Source organism: Paenibacillus thermoaerophilus (assembly GCF_005938195.1).
In the GTDB taxonomy this organism is placed as follows: domain Bacteria; phylum Bacillota; class Bacilli; order Paenibacillales; family Reconciliibacillaceae; genus Paenibacillus_W; species Paenibacillus_W thermoaerophilus.
Genome location: NZ_VCQZ01000005.1, coordinates 137,109 through 155,152, shown reverse-complemented (window position 1 = coordinate 155,152; position 18,044 = coordinate 137,109). Strand labels below are relative to the sequence as shown.

General features: G+C 64.2%; 21 protein-coding genes. 17 read left to right on the top strand and 4 right to left on the bottom strand.

Annotated features, from left to right (window positions below; genetic code table 11):
* Window positions 1–50: 50 nt before the first annotated feature.
* Both FE781_RS05735 and FE781_RS05730 read left to right on the top strand, forming a co-directional pair.
* Window positions 51–260 carry an XRE family transcriptional regulator gene (locus FE781_RS05735; protein ID WP_138788639.1) on the top strand — a complete coding sequence of 70 codons (210 nt, stop codon included), beginning with the start codon at window positions 51–53 and terminating at the stop codon, window positions 258–260.
* Window positions 261–262: 2 nt separating this feature from the next.
* A complete protein-coding gene (locus FE781_RS05730; RefSeq protein ID WP_138788638.1) occupies window positions 263–472 on the top strand; it encodes a hypothetical protein in 210 nt (69 codons plus the stop codon).
* A 153-nt stretch (window positions 473–625) separates the two neighbouring features.
* Here the strand turns inward: FE781_RS05730 and FE781_RS05725 are convergent, their stop codons facing one another.
* On the bottom strand, window positions 626–1,633 hold the full coding sequence (locus tag FE781_RS05725) for a LacI family DNA-binding transcriptional regulator (RefSeq protein WP_138788637.1): 1,008 nt from the start codon (window positions 1,631–1,633) through the stop codon (window positions 626–628).
* A gap of 288 nt (window positions 1,634–1,921) precedes the next feature.
* Here FE781_RS05725 and FE781_RS05720 point away from each other — a divergent pair, with 288 nt between their 5' ends.
* From FE781_RS05720 to FE781_RS05680, 9 genes are all read left to right on the top strand, one after another.
* Window positions 1,922–2,794, top strand: coding sequence for a MurR/RpiR family transcriptional regulator (locus FE781_RS05720; protein WP_138788636.1), 873 nt, complete (start codon window positions 1,922–1,924; stop codon window positions 2,792–2,794).
* An 8-nt stretch (window positions 2,795–2,802) separates the two neighbouring features.
* A complete protein-coding gene (nagB, locus tag FE781_RS05715) occupies window positions 2,803–3,567 on the top strand; it encodes a glucosamine-6-phosphate deaminase (protein ID WP_138788635.1) in 765 nt (254 codons plus the stop codon).
* Window positions 3,564–4,799 (top strand): N-acetylglucosamine-6-phosphate deacetylase, encoded by a 1,236-nt coding sequence (gene nagA, locus FE781_RS05710; RefSeq protein WP_138788634.1) that lies wholly within the window; start codon window positions 3,564–3,566, stop codon window positions 4,797–4,799. Before nagB ends, nagA begins: the two co-directional genes overlap by 4 nt.
* On the top strand, window positions 4,796–5,776 hold the full coding sequence (locus FE781_RS05705) for an ROK family protein (RefSeq protein WP_170209426.1): 981 nt from the start codon (window positions 4,796–4,798) through the stop codon (window positions 5,774–5,776). The genes nagA and FE781_RS05705 overlap by 4 nt, the downstream gene beginning before the upstream one ends.
* 315 nt (window positions 5,777–6,091) lie before the next feature.
* Window positions 6,092–7,441 carry an extracellular solute-binding protein gene (locus tag FE781_RS05700; protein WP_138788632.1) on the top strand — a complete coding sequence of 450 codons (1,350 nt, stop codon included), beginning with the start codon at window positions 6,092–6,094 and terminating at the stop codon, window positions 7,439–7,441.
* A 37-nt stretch (window positions 7,442–7,478) separates the two neighbouring features.
* Window positions 7,479–9,269, top strand: a complete 1,791-nt coding sequence (locus FE781_RS05695; protein ID WP_138788631.1) for a cache domain-containing sensor histidine kinase — start codon at window positions 7,479–7,481, stop codon at window positions 9,267–9,269.
* Complete coding sequence (locus tag FE781_RS05690; RefSeq protein WP_138788630.1) at window positions 9,266–10,084, top strand: response regulator transcription factor; 819 nt, start codon at window positions 9,266–9,268, stop codon at window positions 10,082–10,084. The genes FE781_RS05695 and FE781_RS05690 overlap by 4 nt, the downstream gene beginning before the upstream one ends.
* Window positions 10,081–11,730, top strand: a complete 1,650-nt coding sequence (gene nagZ, locus FE781_RS05685; protein ID WP_138788629.1) for a beta-N-acetylhexosaminidase — start codon at window positions 10,081–10,083, stop codon at window positions 11,728–11,730. Before FE781_RS05690 ends, nagZ begins: the two co-directional genes overlap by 4 nt.
* A gap of 171 nt (window positions 11,731–11,901) precedes the next feature.
* Complete coding sequence (locus FE781_RS05680) at window positions 11,902–12,075, top strand: aspartyl-phosphate phosphatase Spo0E family protein (RefSeq protein WP_138788628.1); 174 nt, start codon at window positions 11,902–11,904, stop codon at window positions 12,073–12,075.
* Window positions 12,076–12,145: 70 nt separating this feature from the next.
* On the opposite strand, the gene thiO is transcribed toward FE781_RS05680, so the two are convergent.
* Together thiO and FE781_RS05670 are read right to left on the bottom strand one after the other, a co-directional pair.
* Window positions 12,146–13,273 carry a glycine oxidase ThiO gene (gene thiO / locus FE781_RS05675; protein WP_138788627.1) on the bottom strand — a complete coding sequence of 376 codons (1,128 nt, stop codon included), beginning with the start codon at window positions 13,271–13,273 and terminating at the stop codon, window positions 12,146–12,148.
* 15 nt (window positions 13,274–13,288) lie between these two features.
* A complete protein-coding gene (locus FE781_RS05670; protein WP_170209425.1) occupies window positions 13,289–13,915 on the bottom strand; it encodes a thiamine phosphate synthase in 627 nt (208 codons plus the stop codon).
* Window positions 13,916–14,055: 140 nt separating this feature from the next.
* Here FE781_RS05670 and thiD point away from each other — a divergent pair, with 140 nt between their 5' ends.
* Genes thiD through FE781_RS05650 form a run of 4 tightly spaced genes read left to right on the top strand, consistent with a single transcriptional unit; the run spans window position 14,056 to window position 15,809 of the window.
* Complete coding sequence (gene thiD, locus FE781_RS05665) at window positions 14,056–14,853, top strand: bifunctional hydroxymethylpyrimidine kinase/phosphomethylpyrimidine kinase (protein WP_138788687.1); 798 nt, start codon at window positions 14,056–14,058, stop codon at window positions 14,851–14,853.
* On the top strand, window positions 14,850–15,089 hold the full coding sequence (locus FE781_RS05660) for a hypothetical protein (protein ID WP_138788625.1): 240 nt from the start codon (window positions 14,850–14,852) through the stop codon (window positions 15,087–15,089). Before thiD ends, FE781_RS05660 begins: the two co-directional genes overlap by 4 nt.
* Window positions 15,090–15,098: 9 nt before the next feature.
* Window positions 15,099–15,542, top strand: a complete 444-nt coding sequence (locus FE781_RS05655; protein ID WP_138788624.1) for a DUF86 domain-containing protein — start codon at window positions 15,099–15,101, stop codon at window positions 15,540–15,542.
* A 9-nt stretch (window positions 15,543–15,551) separates the two neighbouring features.
* Window positions 15,552–15,809, top strand: a complete 258-nt coding sequence (locus FE781_RS05650) for a YkgJ family cysteine cluster protein (RefSeq protein ID WP_138788623.1) — start codon at window positions 15,552–15,554, stop codon at window positions 15,807–15,809.
* A gap of 173 nt (window positions 15,810–15,982) precedes the next feature.
* Here the strand turns inward: FE781_RS05650 and FE781_RS05645 are convergent, their stop codons facing one another.
* A complete protein-coding gene (locus FE781_RS05645; RefSeq protein ID WP_138788622.1) occupies window positions 15,983–16,645 on the bottom strand; it encodes a bifunctional 4-hydroxy-2-oxoglutarate aldolase/2-dehydro-3-deoxy-phosphogluconate aldolase in 663 nt (220 codons plus the stop codon).
* Window positions 16,646–16,830: 185 nt separating this feature from the next.
* Between FE781_RS05645 and FE781_RS05640 the strand changes: the two genes are divergently transcribed.
* Both FE781_RS05640 and FE781_RS05635 read left to right on the top strand, forming a co-directional pair.
* Window positions 16,831–17,394: a DUF948 domain-containing protein gene (locus FE781_RS05640; protein WP_138788621.1), complete on the top strand. Its 564-nt coding sequence runs from the start codon at window positions 16,831–16,833 to the stop codon at window positions 17,392–17,394.
* A gap of 26 nt (window positions 17,395–17,420) precedes the next feature.
* Window positions 17,421–18,023, top strand: coding sequence for a YtxH domain-containing protein (locus FE781_RS05635; RefSeq protein WP_170209424.1), 603 nt, complete (start codon window positions 17,421–17,423; stop codon window positions 18,021–18,023).
* Window positions 18,024–18,044: the final 21 nt, after the last annotated feature.

Sequence of the window (18,044 nt, the reverse complement as noted above, 5' to 3'; positions counted from 1 at the left end):
GAACCATATCTTAACACATGATCCAACCGTCGGATAAGGGGGGAGCGGCAATGCCTCGCAAAAAACCGATCACGCCCTTCGGCTGGGCGATCAAGCGGCGGCTGGCCGAGCTGCAGATGGACCAGAAGGAGTTCTGCCTGAGGAACAACATTCCGGAGTACCGGTTGTCCAATCTGGTTACGGGCGCGCGCAAATCCGAGAAATACCGGAAAAAAGTCGTCTGCTTGCTGCAACTGGATGCGGAAGAGGAGAACGGGTAGCGATGCGATGGAAGTTACCGCCAGATCATGAACGCATGAGCCGGGAAATCGTCCGCCGCATGGAGCTCCGGCTGCTGGCGGCCTCGCGGATCGGCGGCGGCTGCGCCGGGAGCCCCCTGCGGAATGCCGCCGAGAACGCGCCTGCCCGCTCCCTGCCGACGCAGCCGGAACCGGATGCCGATCCTCCGATCCCGTCCTTTAGGTTATATTGAGATAGAAGCCGATTCCGCGGCAAAAAAGACGCATTCCCGAGGGATGCGTCTTTAATATTCTCTCCCTCTCGCTTTCCCGCAACCCGCCGCGTGCGTCATTCCCCAGCCAAGAAGTCGCGTTGCCGTTCCTCCGGTTTTGGTCCGGGATGAACGTTATACGTCCCGGGGAGCCGAGGTCGAGCCCCGGACAATCAACTGAGGGGGAAGCTGGACGGCCGCCGTCCGTTTGGAGGCGCCGTTCAGCCCTTTCATCAACAGGGAGACGGCCTCCCGTCCCATCCGCTCCGCCGGCTGGCGGACCGTCGTGAAGCCGGGACGGACTTCGCCGGCGAACATCTGGTCGTCGTAGCCGACGATCGACACGTCCTCCGGCACCCGGATTCCCTCGTTGCGCAGCCCCTCGAAGACGCCGAGCGCGATGAAGTCGTCCGCCGCGAACACCGCGCTCGGCAGCTCACCGACCGTCAGCCAGCGGGCTACGGCCGCGTATCCGTCGCGGATGGAGAATTGCGCGGCCTGCTCGATCATCGGCGTGAGGCCGGCGGCCGTCATGGCGTCCGAATAGCCGCGCTTGCGCTCCCGGGAGCTCAGAAACAGTTCGGGACCGGCGATATGCACGATTTTTTTGTGGCCCAGCTTCAGCAGATGCTCCGTCGCGTCGCGGCCGCCTTGGTAGTTGTCGACATTGACGGTCGACGCCTGCGCGGCGGGATTTTGGTTGTCCACCAGCACAAACGGAATTCCTTTGCGCTTCAGCTCGAACACGTACTCGTCTTCGTCCGTCGGCGACAGCACGATGATGCCGTCGACGCGGTCCTTCTGAAACAGGAAGTGGTCCGTATTCCCGTCGTCGCGTACGGATTGGCCCTTGATCGAGATGGCGAGGAAGTAGCCGTATTCCTCAAGCGCTTCGTTCACGGCTTTGACGATATTGTCGAAAAGCGAATCCTGCAGCGTCGTCAGCGTCAGGCCGATGATGCCGGTTTTGCCACGCGCCAGGCTGCGGGCCGCGGAATTGGGGCGGTATCCCAGTTCTTTGATCGCATCCAGCACCTTCTTCCGGTTTTTCTCCCGCACGGTAGGCGAATCGTTCAGCACGCGGGAAACCGTCACGACGGACAAGCCGGATTTTTTGGCGACGTCGAAAATATTGAATCTCACGGTTGGACACACCCCCGGGGATCGCGCGCAAGCGGCCGCCTGTTGGCGTGGTCAGGCTGCTTTAATGCTTATGATAGGTTTCTTTGAAAAAATGTCAATAAAATCGCGGCGAAGTTAAAGCGCTTTAAAACGAGGGCGGCCTTGGGGGGATCGGGGAAAGGCGGCGGAAAATTCGGGGAGGATCGGGCAAAAGCGGGCGGCAAACTCTTGATATGTAACAATGTTTCCTGTATGATGAATTAAACAGGTAATATAGTTACATATGCTGGCCGTTTGGAGGTGGACGCCATGCACATCACCGGATCTTCGCTGACGCTGCTTGCCAGCATGCTCCCGACGCTTCAGCCTGCCGAAAAGCGCGTCGCCCAGTACATTCTTGCGCAGCCCGAGACGGTATGCCGCATGTCGGTTCACAAGCTGGCGGAAGCGGCGGAGGCGAGCGTCGCCACGATCGCGCGCCTGTCCCAGAAGCTCGGCGTGAGCGGGTTCCAGGAGCTGAAGCTCGATATCGCCGCGAGACTCGGGCAGGAGGAGGCGGCGGACCATTCGCTGGCGGGATACGAGGATATCCGTCCCAACATGGAGCCTTCCGAGGTGGTCGCGCAGTTGTCGCAATGGGCGCAGAAGTGCATCGAGGACACCGCGTCCGTGCTGTCGCCCGAGCTGCTGAAGCAGGCGGTTGCGGCGCTGATCGAGGCGCGCAAAACCGTCTTTTTCGGCGTCGCCAGCTCGTCGTTCGTCGCGTTCGAGGCGGCGCACAAGTGGCTGCGGCTGGACCGTTGGAGCCACGCCTACAGCGATTTGCAGCTCATGCTGACTTCGGCCGCGCTGCTGCGCAAGGGCGACGTCGCGGTGGCCATCTCGTATTCGGGCAAAACCTACGAAGTGCTGCAGGCCGCAAAAGTCGCCAAGGAAAACGGCGCGACGGTGATCTCGATCACGCAGGTCGGCGCGAATCCGCTTCACAAGCTGGCGGATATCGGCCTGTGGGTGACGGCGACGGAGGCGGGCATGAAACGGGGCAACATCGGTTCCCGGATCGCGCTGTCCCACGTCATCGACATTTTGTATATGTCGCTGGTCAGCCAATCCTTCGAGTCGACGGTCAGCCGTCTGGAAGAAACGCATGCCAAGGTGCAGCGCAAAAAAGAGGAGGCCTAATCCCCATCATGAAAATTTACATCGTGCCCCAAGAACAAATCGGCAAGCTCGGAGGTGAGCTGATCGCCCGCCAACTGCAGGCGAAACCGGACAGCGTCCTCGGGCTGGCGACGGGATCGACGCCGATCCCGTTCTACAAGGAATGGATCTCCCTCGTCAAACAAGGCAAGATCAGCTTCGCCCGCGCTCGGTCGTTTAATCTCGACGAGTACGTCGGATTGCCCGGCGGCCATCCCCAGAGCTACCGGACGTTTATGCGGGAGAACCTGCTCGACCATATCGACCTGCCGGCTTCCGCGTCGGATATTCCGAACGGACAGGCGAAGGATCTGGAGGCGGAATGCCGCCGGTACGACAAGGCGCTGGAGGACATCGGAGGCATCGACTGGCAACTGCTCGGCATCGGGCATAACGGCCATATCGGCTTCAACGAGCCGGGACCGTCGCTGACGGCCGGAACCCATGTCGTCGAGCTGGCGGAAGAGACGCGCGAAGCGAACAGCCGCTTCTTCGCCTCGATCGACGAAGTTCCGACCCAGGCAATCACTGTCGGCATGGGTACGATTCTGAAAGCCCGGCAGATCGTGCTTGTCGCCCAGGGCGAAAGCAAAGCGGGCATCGTCGCCGAAGCGCTCACCGGCCCGGTCACGACGGAGCTGCCGGCTTCGTTCCTGCAGCTTCACGGTTCCGTCACCGTCGTGCTCGACGAGGCCGCCGCGTCCAAACTGCCGGCATCGCTGATCGAATCCGCGAAAGGGGCGAATCCGGTATGAGCCGATCCGACGTCTATGCGGTAGCCGGGAAGATCGCCGACGGATTGGGCGGCGAGCCTTATTACGGGGTCGTCGTCGTCGAGGACGGTGCCATCTCGGAAGTGGTGCGGGCGCCCGGGGAGGACGGGCTTCCGTCCGCGCTCGCCTCGGTCCGCGAGAAGGCGGCCGCCGCCGGCAAGATGGTCGACGCGGTTCATGCGGGGACGTCGGCGATCGTGCCCGGCTTCGTCGATCTGCACGTGCACGGCGGAGCGGGAGCGGACGTCATGGACGCCGATCCGCAGGGACTGCGGACGATGATCGCGCACCATCTGCGCCACGGCACGACGTCGCTGGTCGCCACGACGATGACCGCTTCGAAGGAGGATATCGACCGGGCGCTTGAGGCGGTGGAGACGTTCCGCCGTTCGTCGCCGCTCGGGCGGGCGGTCATCGGCGTGCATCTGGAAGGACCGTTCATCAGCCACAAGTATCCCGGCGCGCAGAATCCCGCGCACATCTCGCCGGCCCGCCGCGAATGGCTGGAGGAATGGACGGCGCGCCATCCCGGGCTGATCCGCATCCTGACGCTCGCTCCGGAAACGGAAGGCGCGGAAGAGACGATCCGCTACGCGGTGTCGAACGGCGTCGTCGCCGCTTGCGGCCATACCGACGCGACCTACGACATCATGAAGCAGGCGATCGGCTGGGGCGTGACCCACTCCGTGCACTGCTGCAACGGCATGCGCCCGTTCCATCACCGGGAGCCGGGCGTCGTCGGCGCGATCCTGCTGCATCCGGAGCTGTCGACGGAGCTCATCATGGACGGCCACCATCTGCATCCGGCTTCATCCAATCTGGTCCGTCAGGTGAAGGGCGACCGCGTCTGCCTCGTCACGGACGCGATGCGGGCCAGCGGCATGCCGGACGGCGACTCTTCGCTGGGCGGCCTGGAGGTCGTCGTGCGCGACGGCGTCGCCCGGCTGAAGGGCGACGGCAGCCTCGCCGGCAGCACGCTGACGATGCAGGCGGCGCTGAGCGGCCTGATGACCCAGCACGGCCTCCCGCTGCATCGGGCGCTGCCGCACGCCACCTCGATTCCCGCTGGGATCGTCGGCGCGAACGGCAAGGGGCGCATCGCCGCCGGCTTCGCCGCGGACCTGCTGCTGTTCGACGAAGAGGCGCATGCCGTCCGCAACGTGATGCTCGGCGGCGAATGGATCGACTTCCAGAACGGAGGGACGGTCGAATGAGCGGAAGAAACAGGACGTGCGTCAGCGTCGATCTCGGCGGCACCAAGCTGCTGACCGCCGTCATCGACGAGAGCGGCGCGATTCTGCGCCGCGAGGAGAAGCCGACGCCGGTCGGAGGCGGCGCTTCCGCCGTCATCGGGGCGATCGCCGCCAGCGTCGCCTCGCTGCGGGCGGCAGCCGGGCCTGACGAGCTGCCGCCGGAAGGAATCGCGATCGTCGCGGCCGGCGCGCTCGACGCGGAAAACGGCGTGATCCGCTACGCGTCCAACCTGAACTTCACTGACGTGGCGATCGGCGACGAGCTGAAGCGGCTGACGGGATTGCCCGTTCTGCTGGAGAACGACGCCAACGGCGCGGCTTACGGCGAGTGGAAGCACGGCGCGGGCAAAGGCTCGAACGACTGTATGTTCATCACCGTCTCCACGGGGATCGGCGGCGGCTTCGTAAGCGGCGGCAAGCTGATCCGCGGGGCGACGGGCAGCGCCGGGGAGATCGGGCATATCTCCATCGACCGGAACGGGCCGCTCTGTCCCTGCGGCAACCGCGGCTGCGTGGAGCTGTACGCCTCCGGCACGGCGATCGCCCGCACCGTCGCGGCGGATATCGCTTCGGGCGCAAGGCCGACCGGCCGCGTCGGCGAGCTGGCCGGCGGCGACGCCTCGAAGGCGACCAGCCGGCTGGTCGGCCAAGCGGCGGCGGAAGGCGACGCCTACGCGCTGGCCGTTCTCGCGGACGCCGGCTCCGCGCTGGGCTTTGCGCTGGCGGGGGCGGTGCATCTGGTCAATCCCGAGGTGATCGTCATCGGGGGCGGCGCGTCCCGGATCGGCGAGCCGCTGCTCGGGCCCATGAAGGAGACGCTTCACCGCTACGGCATCAAGGCGATGGTGGAATCGCTGCGCATCGAACAAGCCGCGCTCGGCGGCGATGCCGGCATCGTCGGCGCGGCCGCGCTGTGGTTCGACACGCGCTCCGCTTGAGACGGCATAGAGGAAAGAGGAAGGCGTTCCGCGCAAGGCGGAGCGCCTTCTTTTTTTTCAGAGCAAGACGGGCCCGTAACAGGAAAATCCTCCCTGAAACGCGAAAGAATTAGGCGGCAGACCCTATATCCGGGAGAGAAGAGGAGGCCGCCGCAGAAGCCGCCGCGACGTTTTCGCATCCATTTATTAGAGATTTTTCCCCCTGCGCAGGGCATATTTCATCTGTGGCGAGGCGGCAATCCCGACTATAATCAATCTTGAAGGCATCGTGTCGCAAGCGCTTGCGAATCCGGACGGCTGTCTAGGGGGATGGTTATGAACAAACTGGCCGGCATCGTTTTGTCTGGCGCGGTTTTGGCCGCGGGAGGAACGCTGGCGGGCTGCAGCGGCTACGGAGAAAACGGAAACGGTTTCAATCTGGCGAAAGGGGGCGGGAATGCGGCGAACAAGGTCGAAAATTTCACGGTCACGTTGCGCCATACCCAGATCCGCGACTGGAACCGCAAACGGCTGGAGCTGCTCCGCGACGTCGTCCGGGCGGCGGAAGCCGAAGTGCCGGGCGCGGCATTCGAGCTCGACGGGGTGGAGGAGGCGGTGAACCGCTTCGACAAGCTGCGCGCCGAGATGGTGGCGGGCAATCCGCCGCATATTTTCGACCTGTTCGGCGGAACCGACACGAGGGATTACGTGAAGGCGGGACGGCTGCTCGATCTGACTCCGATCATCGAAGAATTGGGGCTGAAGGACAAGTTTTACAACCTGGACGAGTTCGTCGTCGACGGCAACGTATACGGGCTGCCGATGGCCGGGTACGCCGAAGGCATTTTCTACAATAAAAAAATATTCGCCCGGTACGGCGTCCGGCCGCCGACCACCTGGGAGGAGCTGTTGGCCGCGGCGGAGACGTTCAAAGCGAACGGGGTGACGCCTTTCGCCTTCGCCTCCAAGGATGCGTGGGTCATCAACATGATGCTGAACACGATGTGGGTGCGCACGGCCGGAGCGGATTCGGTCGAGGGATTCGTGACGGGCCGGAAAAAATGGACGGACGAGGACGTGCTGGAGGCGTTTAAAAAATATGAGCTGCTTGTCCGGGAGGGCTACTTCCAGGCCGGAAACCAAAACCTCTCCTACGCGGAGCAGCAGACGACGTTCAGCGACGGCAAGGCCGCGATGATGTTCGACGGCTCCTGGGTCGTCTCGCAGATGGTCGATCCGCAGATCTCGAAGGTGGCCCAGGATGTCGGCTTTATCAATTTTCCTTCGATGGGCGGTCCGGGCGACGGCTTGATCAACACCAGCTATTCCAACGGCTACGGCTTCAGCTCCAAGCTGTCCGGCAACAAGCTTGCGGCGGTTAAAGCGTTTATCCAAGCGATGTACAACGAGCAGATGCAGAAGCGGCAGTTGACCGAAGACAGCCTGCTGCCCGCGATGAAGCTGACCGACATCAGCGGCGTCAACCCGATCATCTCCGAAGTGTTCCGGGTCACCCGCGAAGCGAAAGGCACGTTTCCGGCGTTTGACTCGATCATCCAGCCCAAAACCCGCGAAGCGCTGGAATTCGGCATGCAGGAGCTGCTCGCCGGCAAGTCCACGGCCGAGGAAGTCGTTCAGGCCGTTCAGCGGGCACAGGAATCGGCCAACCGGACGTCGGTCCGGTAAGCGCAGAGAAGGCTGCGGCTGGAGGAGGAGCGGACGTATGAGCCTGAGGAAAAAGCTGCTGTTCGCTTTCACGTTGTTCGTGATCGTTCCGCTAATCGGCTTGGGGATCGGTTCCTACATGCTCGGCCAGCAGATCATCGAGAAAAAGTTCAACGAGCAGTCGGCGACGACGATCGAAGCGATGAGCCGCAATATCGGCTATATGTTCAAGGAAGCCAATTATTACTCCGACGTCTGGCTGGTGAAGCCCGAAATCCAATCGCTGTACCGCGTGCTGGACGGTTCGGCGGCGGAAATCTCGGAGTGGCCGTTTTACGAGAACACGCTGCGGAAGACGCTGCTTACGTTTAACCCGATCAAGGCGGTGGCGCTGTACGGCAAGGACAACCTGATCATTCGCGCGGGACGCGACTCGATCCCGGCCATTCCGTACGAGCAGTTGATCCAGCATCCCGTCTATAACCGGATCAAGCAGTTGAACGGCGTGCCGCTGTGGATCGGGCCCGAGGAATATCCCGAGCTGACCGGCTCGCTCCGGTATTTCGACCAGATCCGCGTCGTGAAGGATTTCTATACGATGGACAACCGCGGATTGCTGTCGCTGCGGTTCCAGTTCAGCGAACTGGACCGGATCTTCCGCCCGTACGCGAGCGGCGACCAGGGCGTCTACCGGTATCTCATCGTCGGCCAATCGGGCATCGTCCTGTACGACAACCGGCGCGAGCTGGAAGGGAAACGCATCGGGGGCGAACTGCCGGAATTCGTGCTGGAATCGGACGGTCTTGTCAGCGGCAAAACCGATTTCCTCGGCACGCCCAGCATGGTGATGTCTTCGCCGTTGGGATTGGAGGACATGGGCGTGTTCGGCTGGCGTATCGTCTCGATCGCCCCGCTGCAGTATGTGACGGGGGAAGTCAACCTGCTGCTCGAAGCGGTGGGAGCGATCCTCTTGTTCGGTTTGGCGTCGGCGCTGCTGTTCAACAATGTGTTTGTCGGCCGCACGGTCCGGGCGATCCTGCGGGTCGTCGCGTCGATGAAGCGCGTGGAACGCGGCGATCTGTCGACCCGGCTGCGGGTCGCGGGCAACGACGAGCTGACCGTGCTGGCCAAAGGCTTCAACAGTCTGATCGGGCGGGTCGAGGACCTGCTGGAGGAAGTGAAGCGGGAGCAGGACCGGAAGAACCGGGCGGAGCTGATGCTGATGCAGGCCCAGATCAAGCCGCATTTTCTGTTTAACACGCTGGAGTCGATCAACACGCTGGCGATTCAAAACCAGGGCCGGCAGGTCAGCCAGATGGTGCAGAAGCTGGGCAAGCTGCTTCGCATCAGCATTCATCCGGACGAGGAGATTACGGTCAGCCAGGAGATCGAGCATCTGCGAAGCTATCTCGACATCCAGATGTTCCGGTTCGTGGACAGCTTCGTCTACGAGATCGTCGTACCCGACGAGCTCGGCGACCGGATCATGCCGAAGCTGACGCTTCAGCCCCTTGTGGAAAACTGCCTGCAGCACGGTTTCGAAGGGCTTGACCGCACCGGCCGCATCACGATCAAGATCCGCGAGGAACGAGGCGATCTCGTCTTCTACGTTGCGGACAACGGCCGCGGCATTCAGGCGGACAGGCTCGCCCGCTTCGGATCGGAGCCGGACGACAAGACGTCCCCGACGCCCGTCGGCCGGGAACATCTGCGGCTTGGCGTGCGCAGCGTCGCGGACCGGATTCGGATCATGTACGGCAGCCGTTACGGAATCACCATTTGCAGTGCGGAAGGATACGGCACAACGATTAGAGGATGCATGCCGCTTCGCCGGAGGGATGAACCATGAGGCTTAAAGCGTTGATCGCGGACGACGAGCTGCACATCTTGCAGAACCTGAACGCCGTTATTCGATGGGAGCGGCTGGATATCGAAGTGGTCGGGCTCGCCCGAACCGGCGAGCAGGCTTTGGCGCTGGCGACTGAGCACGGTCCGCATCTGGTGCTCAGCGATATCCGCATGCCGAATATGGACGGCTTGCGGTTTGTCGAAGCGCTCAAGAAGGCGCAGCCCGACGTGCGCGTCCTGATGATTACGGGGTATCAGGACTACGAATACGCCCGGACGATGATCCGTCTCGGCGTCAGCGACTATATCCTGAAGCCGATCGATTACGAAGGGCTGGAGACGACCATTCGCGAGCTGGCGTCGGACATACGGGAGCGCCTGGAGGAGCGGCGTCTCGCCTTCGACGGGCAGTCCGCGCGGGCCGATGCCGCCGGAGCGGAGGCGGCGGGCGCGGAGTGGCCTCCGAGGAAAAAAAGCCGGGAGCAGCTTATGAAGGAGGCCGGCGAATTCATCCGCCGCAATCTCGGCAGAGACTTCGGGTTGGAAGACGTCGCCGATCATCTGGGCATCAGCAACAGCTACTTCAGCCTGCTGTTCAAACAAACGTACGGCGAGACGTTTGTCGAGCACGTCACGCGCAGCCGGATCGAGAAGGCGAAGACGCTGCTCGTGCAGACGCCGTATTCGGTGACGGAGATCGGCAAGGCGGTCGGGTACGCCGACCGGCGATATTTTACCAAGGTGTTCCAGCGGTTGACGGGCACGATCCCGTCCGAATACCGGGAGCGGCACCTCACTAAGGAGGATCGTCCATGACGAAAACGGAAAACGTATGGCACCGGAAGGCCAAGGACATGTCCCTGAGGGAGAAGATCGGTCAACTGTTCGTGTGCGGCTTCCCCGGTCTTGCGCCGGACGACGGCATCCGGGAGCTGATCTCGGATTACGGGCTGGGCGGCGTCATCTGCTTCCGCCGCAACGTCTCCGATCCGGAGCAGGTACGGAGGCTGACGGAAGCGCTCCAGGCGGAGGCCCGGTCGGCGGGACAACCTCCGCTGTGGATCGCGATCGATCAGGAAGGCGGCATGGTGGCGCGTATCGACGCCGGCGTCACCGTCATGCCGGGCAGCATGGCGATCGGCGCGTGCGGAGATCCCGACGCCGCTTACCGCGCGGCGCTCGGTTCCGGCAGGGAGCTGCGCGCGATGGGGATCAACTTCAACTTCGCCCCTTGCCTCGACGTGAACAATAACGCGGACAATCCCGTCATCGGCGTCCGTTCGTTCGGCGAATCGCCGGAAGCGGTGGCCAATCTGGGCATGCGGCAGATTCGCGGCTACCGCGACGCCGGCGTGGCGGCGGCCGCCAAGCACTTTCCGGGCCACGGGGATACGGCGACCGATTCGCACCACGAGGTTCCCGTCGTGCCGCACGCCCGCGAACGTCTGGAGCAGGTTGAGCTGCTGCCGTTCCGCACCGCGATCGCGGGCGGCGTCGACGCCATCATGACCGCCCACGTCGTCTTCCCGGCGTACGAGCCAGACGGCATCCCGGCCACGGTCTCGCCTCGGGTGATCGACGGGCTGCTCCGCCGCACGCTCGGCTACGACGGCGTCATCATCACCGACTGTCTGGAGATGAACGCGATCTCGGATACGCTGGGCGTGGCGGAGGGGGCGGTAGCGGCGCTCGCTGCGGGAGTCGATCTGGTGCTGGTCAGCCACCGGCACGACCGGCAGAAGGCCGCGCTCGAAGCCGTCTACGAGGCGGTGCGGAGCGGCCGGCTGGACGAGGCGCGGATCAACGCGTCCGTGGACCGCATCCTGCGGCTCAAGGCGGCCCGCCGTATCGGCGAAGGCACGGCGAAAAGCGAGGCCGAACTCCGCCGCCGGCTGCTGACGGGCGACACCCTCGCGACGGCTTCGGGCATCTGCGCGCGCAGTGTGACGCTCGTGCACGACAAAGGCGGCGCGCTGCCGCTGAGCGGAAAGCGGAAGACGCTGGTCATCTGGCCGGAAGTGCGCGCCGCCACGGAAATCGATGAGATCATCCCGCAGGAGCTGACGCTGGGACGCGCGTTGTCCGATCTGCTTCCGGACGTAACCGAGCTGCGGATAGGCGTGGAACCGATGCGGCAGGAGATGGAAAACGCCATGGCTGCCGCCGCCCAAGCCGAACAAATCGTCATGGTGACGTACAACGCCCATCTCGTTGCGGCGCAGCGGGAGCTGGCGGCGAAGCTGGCGGAGCTGCCGGGCAAGAGCGTAACGGCGGTCGCCGCGCGCAATCCGTACGATCTGCTGGCACTTCCGGAAGTGTCGGCTTATCTCGCCTGCTACGAGAATCGGCCGCTGATGATGCGGGCGGTCGCCGATGTGCTGGCGGGACGCCGGCGTCCCGAGGGGCGCCTGCCGGTATCACTCGGCGAGGATTACCCTCGCGGCTGGAGCGTTACGCCATAAGCCCCGGCGCTGTCGCAAAAGCTCCTTGGGATTTGTCGGAGATTGTCGGAAACTAGCGCCGACTGGCGCATTCCGCGATAAATTAGTTAAAAAGTCTCTCTAGGATTTGTCTATCGGGATCCCTTATAATCACTTTTGGTTAAGTGAAGGCGGATAGGAGTTAGGACGAGTATGGGAGAGGACGAAAGGCTTGAGAAGCAGCGGGATGCGCTTCAGGATCGCTTGTCGCGGCTGGTCTGGGAGACCGGAACGCTGGTGCACCCGAGCGTGGTGGCCGTCAGTCAGGAGTTGGATCACGTTATCGTCGATCTGCAGCGGAGACTGTGCGGCATCGGAAAAAGATAAACCGGTCTCCTTGATACGAAGACCGGCTTTACCCCATAGTCATGGCGGCCGCTTGTCGCGGCCGCTGTTTTTATGAACGGATGATTTCGCCGCGCCCGTCCGCGCTCCTCGCGGGCGAGCAGTGGTCGATCGGGAACGAGCACGGTTCCCCGGACGCCAGTTCTTTCACCAACCGGCCCGTCGCCGGAGCCAGCAGGATGCCGTTGCGGTAATGTCCGGTAGCCACCAGGAGGCCGTCCACTCCGGGGACGAAGCCGATCCATGGCAGGCCGTCGGGCGTCCCGGGGCGCAAGCCCGCCCAGGTGCGGACGAACCGGGCGCGCTCCATCGCGGGAAGCAGCCGGACCGCCTTGGCGTGCAGGGCGGCCATCGCTCCGACGGTGGGCGTCTTGTCGTAGCCGGCTTCCTCCTGCGTGGCTCCGACCCAGATCGTGCCGTCCATCTTCGGCACAAGGTAGCAGCCTTGGACGAACAGCGTCCGCCGGGTGAGCGGCTTCTCCGGCGCGACGGAGTAGCATTGCCCTTTGACCGGAAAGACGGGCAGATCGATGCCGTGCGGCGACAGCAGCGACGAGCTCCAAGATCCGGCGGCGACAATGGTCTGCTGCGCGAAGATCGGTCCCGCCGACGTCTGCAATCCGGTCACGCGGTTTCCTTCTTTCAGCAGCGACGTTACGGGCCGGTCTTCGTGGAACGCGACGTCCAGCGCCGCGCAGGCCCTCCGGAGCGCCGTCGCGAGACGGAGCGGATGAACCTGATGGTCATGGCGAAAATAATAGCCGCCGCGCAGCTCGCCGGACGCAACCTCCGGTTCCATCCGGACGATCTCCTCCGGCGACAGCCACTCCGCTTCCGAGTTCCAGGCCGCGCGGGCGAGAAGCTCGGCTTCGTCCGCTTCGTCAAGCGCCGCCCGGATAATGCCTTCCGGCACGTATTCGATGGATACGCCGGACCGGTCCTTCAGTTCCTCGGCCCAGGACCGGTACAAGCCGCGGCTCCACTTGCACATTTCAAAAAAAGCGCCGCCGTGATGCGATTCCGCCTCCGCTCCCAGCATGCCGGCGGCCGCCGATACGGCTTCGCCGTGCAGAGGTCCTCGATCGACGACTGCGACCTTGCGCCCTGTTTTCGCCAATTCGTACGCGACGGAGAGTCCGATAATGCCTCCGCCGGCGATCGCTGCGTCATACGTTGTCATGGGATCATTCCTCCTCTAACTGCCTTGCGGCGGCGCGATCGGCGGGAAAACCCGCTTCGGTTCGCGGTCGCATTCGTCAAGGGCGGAGCGGTAGGCGAGCGCCGTCCGTTCCGGGTCGGGCGATTCGAAGCCGGTCGACATGACGGCGATGCCCGCGCAGCCGGTCGCCAGCACCTCCGGGGTCCGTTCGGGCGTGATGCCGCCGATCGCCAGCACGGGCAAGTCCGAGAACGACACGATCTCGGCCAGCAGGTCCAAACCTCTGGCGGGCAGCCCCGGTTTGGAGCCGGTCGGGTACACATGCCCGAACAGCAGATAATCGGCGCCCTCGGCCTGGGCTTGCGCGGCTTCCTGCACGCTATGTACGGAGCGGCCAATCCGGCAGCCCCGGGGCAATACGGCGCGGGCCGCATGCGGCGGCAGCCCAGCGGCCGGCAAGTGGAGCCCGCCCGCTCCGACCGCGGCGGCGATGTCGGCCCGGTCGTTGATCCAGAGGCGGTCCGTTCCGACCGCTTCGGCCATCGCCTCCGCCCACTCCAGCACCTCGCGCGGGGAGCGGGCTTTCTCCCGGATATGAAACGCCCGAACCGCCTCCAAGACGCCGGGCAACGAAGCGACCGACAAGGTATCCTTCAGGGACATCTTGCCGGTCGTTATATAATGTAGCGCATGTTTTTTCATATAGCTATGATAGACCCGATGTTCGCCTCCCGTCAACTTGACGCTGGCGAAGATGGGGGGCTAAACTGTTGACAGAGAATCGACAATGGGGAGTGTTGGTTATGGTCAAGACGGCAACGGCTCTGACGATAGCGGGATCGGACAGCGGAGGCGGGGCGGGCATTCAGGCGGATCTGAAGACGTTTCAGATGCTGGGCGTGTACGGCGCCTCCGCGATTACGGCTGTTACCGCGCAAAATACATTGGGGGTTCACGGCATTTACGATATTCCGGTCGAAGGGATCGCCCTCCAGATCGAAGCGGTATTGGACGATATCGGCGCGGATGCGGTCAAGACGGGCATGCTCTCCAAACCGGAGGTGATCGAGCTGGTGGCGCGAATCGCCGAACAACGGGGGATCAAGCGCCTTGTCGTCGATCCCGTCATGGTGGCCAAGGGAGGAGCGCGGCTGCTGGTGCCGGAGGCCGAGTCGGCTCTTCGGGACAAGCTGCTGCCGCTTGCGGCCGTCGTGACGCCCAACGCGCCGGAAGCCGAGGTTCTCACGGGAAGAGCGGTGCGCAGCAGGGAAGACCAGCGGCGCGCGGCGCGCAGGCTCGTCGACGAGCTGGGCGCGGGAGCCGCGGTCGTGAAGGGCGGCCATCTGGACGGCGAGCCCGTGGACGTGCTGTATGACGGGCGGGAGTTGGTCGAACTGCCGGGCGAGCGTTACGTCACCCGGCATACGCACGGAACCGGCTGCACCTTCTCCGCAGCGTTGACGGCCGGATTGGCCAAAGGCCAGCCGCTGCCGGAAGCCGTCGCTTCGGCCAAACGGTTTGTGGCGGCGGCCATCCGCGAAGAACTCGGAATCGGCGGCGGACACGGCCCGACCAACCATTGGGCAGGTGCGCGCGCATGAACGAAGCCGGATTGCACGCCGTCGCGCTGGCGGCCGCGGCATCTCCCGAGGAGGCGAAGCCGGAGGCCGATCTGAAGGATGTCCGGGAAGCCATGTATGTGCTTCTCGTTATCGTCGTCGCATTTTTCGTCCTGATGCGCTGGGCGAAGAAAAAAGCCAAGCGCAGGCGGGCGGCCCAAGGAGATCAAGCGGCATCCGGAGAGACCGGAACGCCGGAGCCGAAACGGAAGGAGTAGCATCGTTCGATGTATTATGTAAACCGGGAGCAAATATCCGAGCGGTTGGCGTTCGTTCCCGTTATCGCGGAGGGAGTCGAACGCCTGAAGGCGGCGCGGAACGGAGGCGGAATCGGCCTTGTCGACGCGCTGGCGCAGGAGCGGCTGCTGCATTTGGCCATCGAAGCCGTCACCGATGTCGGCAGCCTGTTGATCGACGGCTTTTTGATGCGGGACGCCAGCAGCTATGAGGATATCGTCGATATTTTGGTGACCGAAGGCGTGTTCTCCGCGGAGCTGGGGTCGGAGCTGGCCGAGCTTGTGCGCTTGCGCAAGCCGCTTGTGCAGGATTATTACAAACTGGACCGTCAGCGCCCGCATCCGCTGTTTGCATCGCTGGACAGGATGATGGCCGAGTTCGCGGAGGCGGTCAACCGTTATCTGCTTCAAGAGCTCGGTCCGGAGCGGGGGTAAGCGGGCGGCATGGAATGCCGGGTCGGCTGCGCCGCTTGCTGCATCGTCATCTCGATCTCCACGCCGATTCCGGGCATGCCGGAGGGCAAGCCGGCCGGAGTCCGGTGCGTCCAACTGACAGCGGACCATCGTTGTTCCCTGTTCGGCAAGCCGGAGCGGCCCGCGGTCTGCGGAGATTTCGGCGCGTCCGAAGAGATATGCGGACGGTCCAACGAAGAAGCTTTCGCCATTCTGGCCGAGCTGGAACGGGTCACACGTCCGGATTGAACCGGCCGGGGAAGCGCGGGAGTCATCGTCCGTCCGGCCGCGCCGGGTTCCGAATGGCGGTTCGGCCGAACGTCCCGGCGGACATGCGCCATACGGGGAAAAAGAAGCGCCTGCGGGCGATTGATCCGGGAGTACGCTCCCGGCATCGATCGTCCGCAGGCGCTTTATTGCGTTCAGGCTCCGGCCGCGCCGCGTTCCCGGTAACGGGCAACCGCCTCCGTGAAGGCGGCGGCCCGGGCGGTTACACGCTCCCACTCGTTCCGGGCGATCTCTCCGTGGTTGATCAGCGCGCTTCCGATACCGACCGCCACGCAGCCGGCATCGAAGAAGGAGCCGATATTGTCCGGCGTCACGCCGCCGACGGCCATCATCGGGATATGCGACAGCGGCCCTTGAAGCTCCTTTACGTAAGCGAGGCCCAGGCTTGCGCTGGGGAACAGCTTGACGGCGGTCGCCCCCGCCTTCCAGGCTTTGACGATCTCCGTCGGCGTCATGCAGCCGGGATAGATCGGGAGTCCGCGCGCGACGGATTCCGCGATGACCTTCTCCTCCATATTCGGCGTGACGATAAATTGCGCTCCCGCTTCGGCCGCCGTTGCGAGATCGTCCTCATCCAGCACGGTGCCGGCTCCGATCCACATCCGATCCCCAAGCGACTCCCGAAGCGCCGAGATCATGCCGGCCGCGCCGCTTGTGTTCAAGGTGACCTCCATCACGCGAATGCCTCCGTCGTACAGGGCTTGTCCTACCGGCACGATCTTGTCGGCCGGGACCCCGCGCACGATCGCGACGATTCGAGTTTGATGGAGCAGTTCCAGTCCAGCGTTCGTTTCCACTTCCGATTCCCCCGGCTATTGCGATATGTATGGCTTCCGTTCTTGCCCATACAATCATTATAAGCGGGTTTCGCGCCGTTCGTCTAACGGGGCGCAATACGGCTGTCACCAGGGACAATCGTTCGACTTATAATAATGTATTCCTAGGCATTCGTCCCGGTGGAGCCATCGGAGGTGGCGGGAACATGTGGGAAACATGGGCGCAAGCCCTGTTGGCGGGGAGCGCCGCGCTGGCGGCCGCCGGCGTGACGGCCGGCATATGGTTCGCGGCGATTCGGATCGGCACGGCGGCGGACCGGATCGGCGCCCTGGCGAGCGAGCTGGAGGCCGCGGCCGCGCAGGCGGGCCGCACGTTGACCGAGACGGAGTCCGTCGTCCGGGACGTGCGCGCCAAGCTGGAGACGCTGGAATCCGCGGTGCAGGCCGCCGGCCAGCTCGGTCAAGCGGCGCGGGCTTGCGCCGACGCGGCGGTGCGGCTGTCCGAACGGTTCGAGCCGGACAGCGGGCGCAATCCGAGGAGGGGAGCCGACCCGATACGGACCAGACGCGGGCGCAAGGCGGCTCCTCGCGCCGAGCATCCGGACGGGAACAGGGAGACGGAGCAGGCGGAGACGGATCGAACCCGCCAAGGGTTCGAGCTCGGCGAATGGCTCGACTGGTCCGTCGAGCTGCTCACGTTATGCCGCCGGATTCCCGCCCGTCGCGGCGCCGGAGACTCCCGCCCTTCCCCGGACAAAGCGGACGAATGAACCAGTCGAACAGAGGTGAGCGCATCATGAGTAAGAAATCGGTATGGATCGCAGCGGCGATCGGAGCGGTCGCCGGCGCGGCGGCAGGTTTGCTGTTCGCTCCCAAAGCCGGGAAGGAGCTGCGCCGGGATATCCGGCAAAAATCGCAGCAGGCCGGCCAAGCGGGTCTTGATCTGGCCCGGCAGGCGGGCCAGACAGCAGGCGAGCTCGGCCAACGTTCGGCCGATGCGGCCAAGCTTGTCGGCCGCAGTGCCGCCCGCGTTGGCCGGGCAGCGAAGGAAGCGGGCCACGCCGCCAAGGATTTTGCGGCAAAAGTCGGGAACCAGTCCCAGGATGCGGCCCATGCTGTCGGGCTCGCGGCGGCGCAATGGAGCGGCAAGCTGAGGAAAGTGACGGGGCGGCTGGCCGAAGAGGTGAAGCTGTACCGTCAATTCCGCAAGGAATCGCTGGCGCGGATGCATGCGGCCGCAGCGGAGGAGTCCGAGACCGCCCGCCTGGCGGTGATCGAACCGGAGCAGCCGGAAAAGGCCAAGCTGGGGATCGTCGAGACGCCCGCCGATTCGCGCGAGGAAGCCGCAGCCGCCGAGTCCTCGTCCGTACAGGAGGAAGCGGCTGCGGCGGCGAGGTAGTAACCGTTCGTCCGCCGGCGC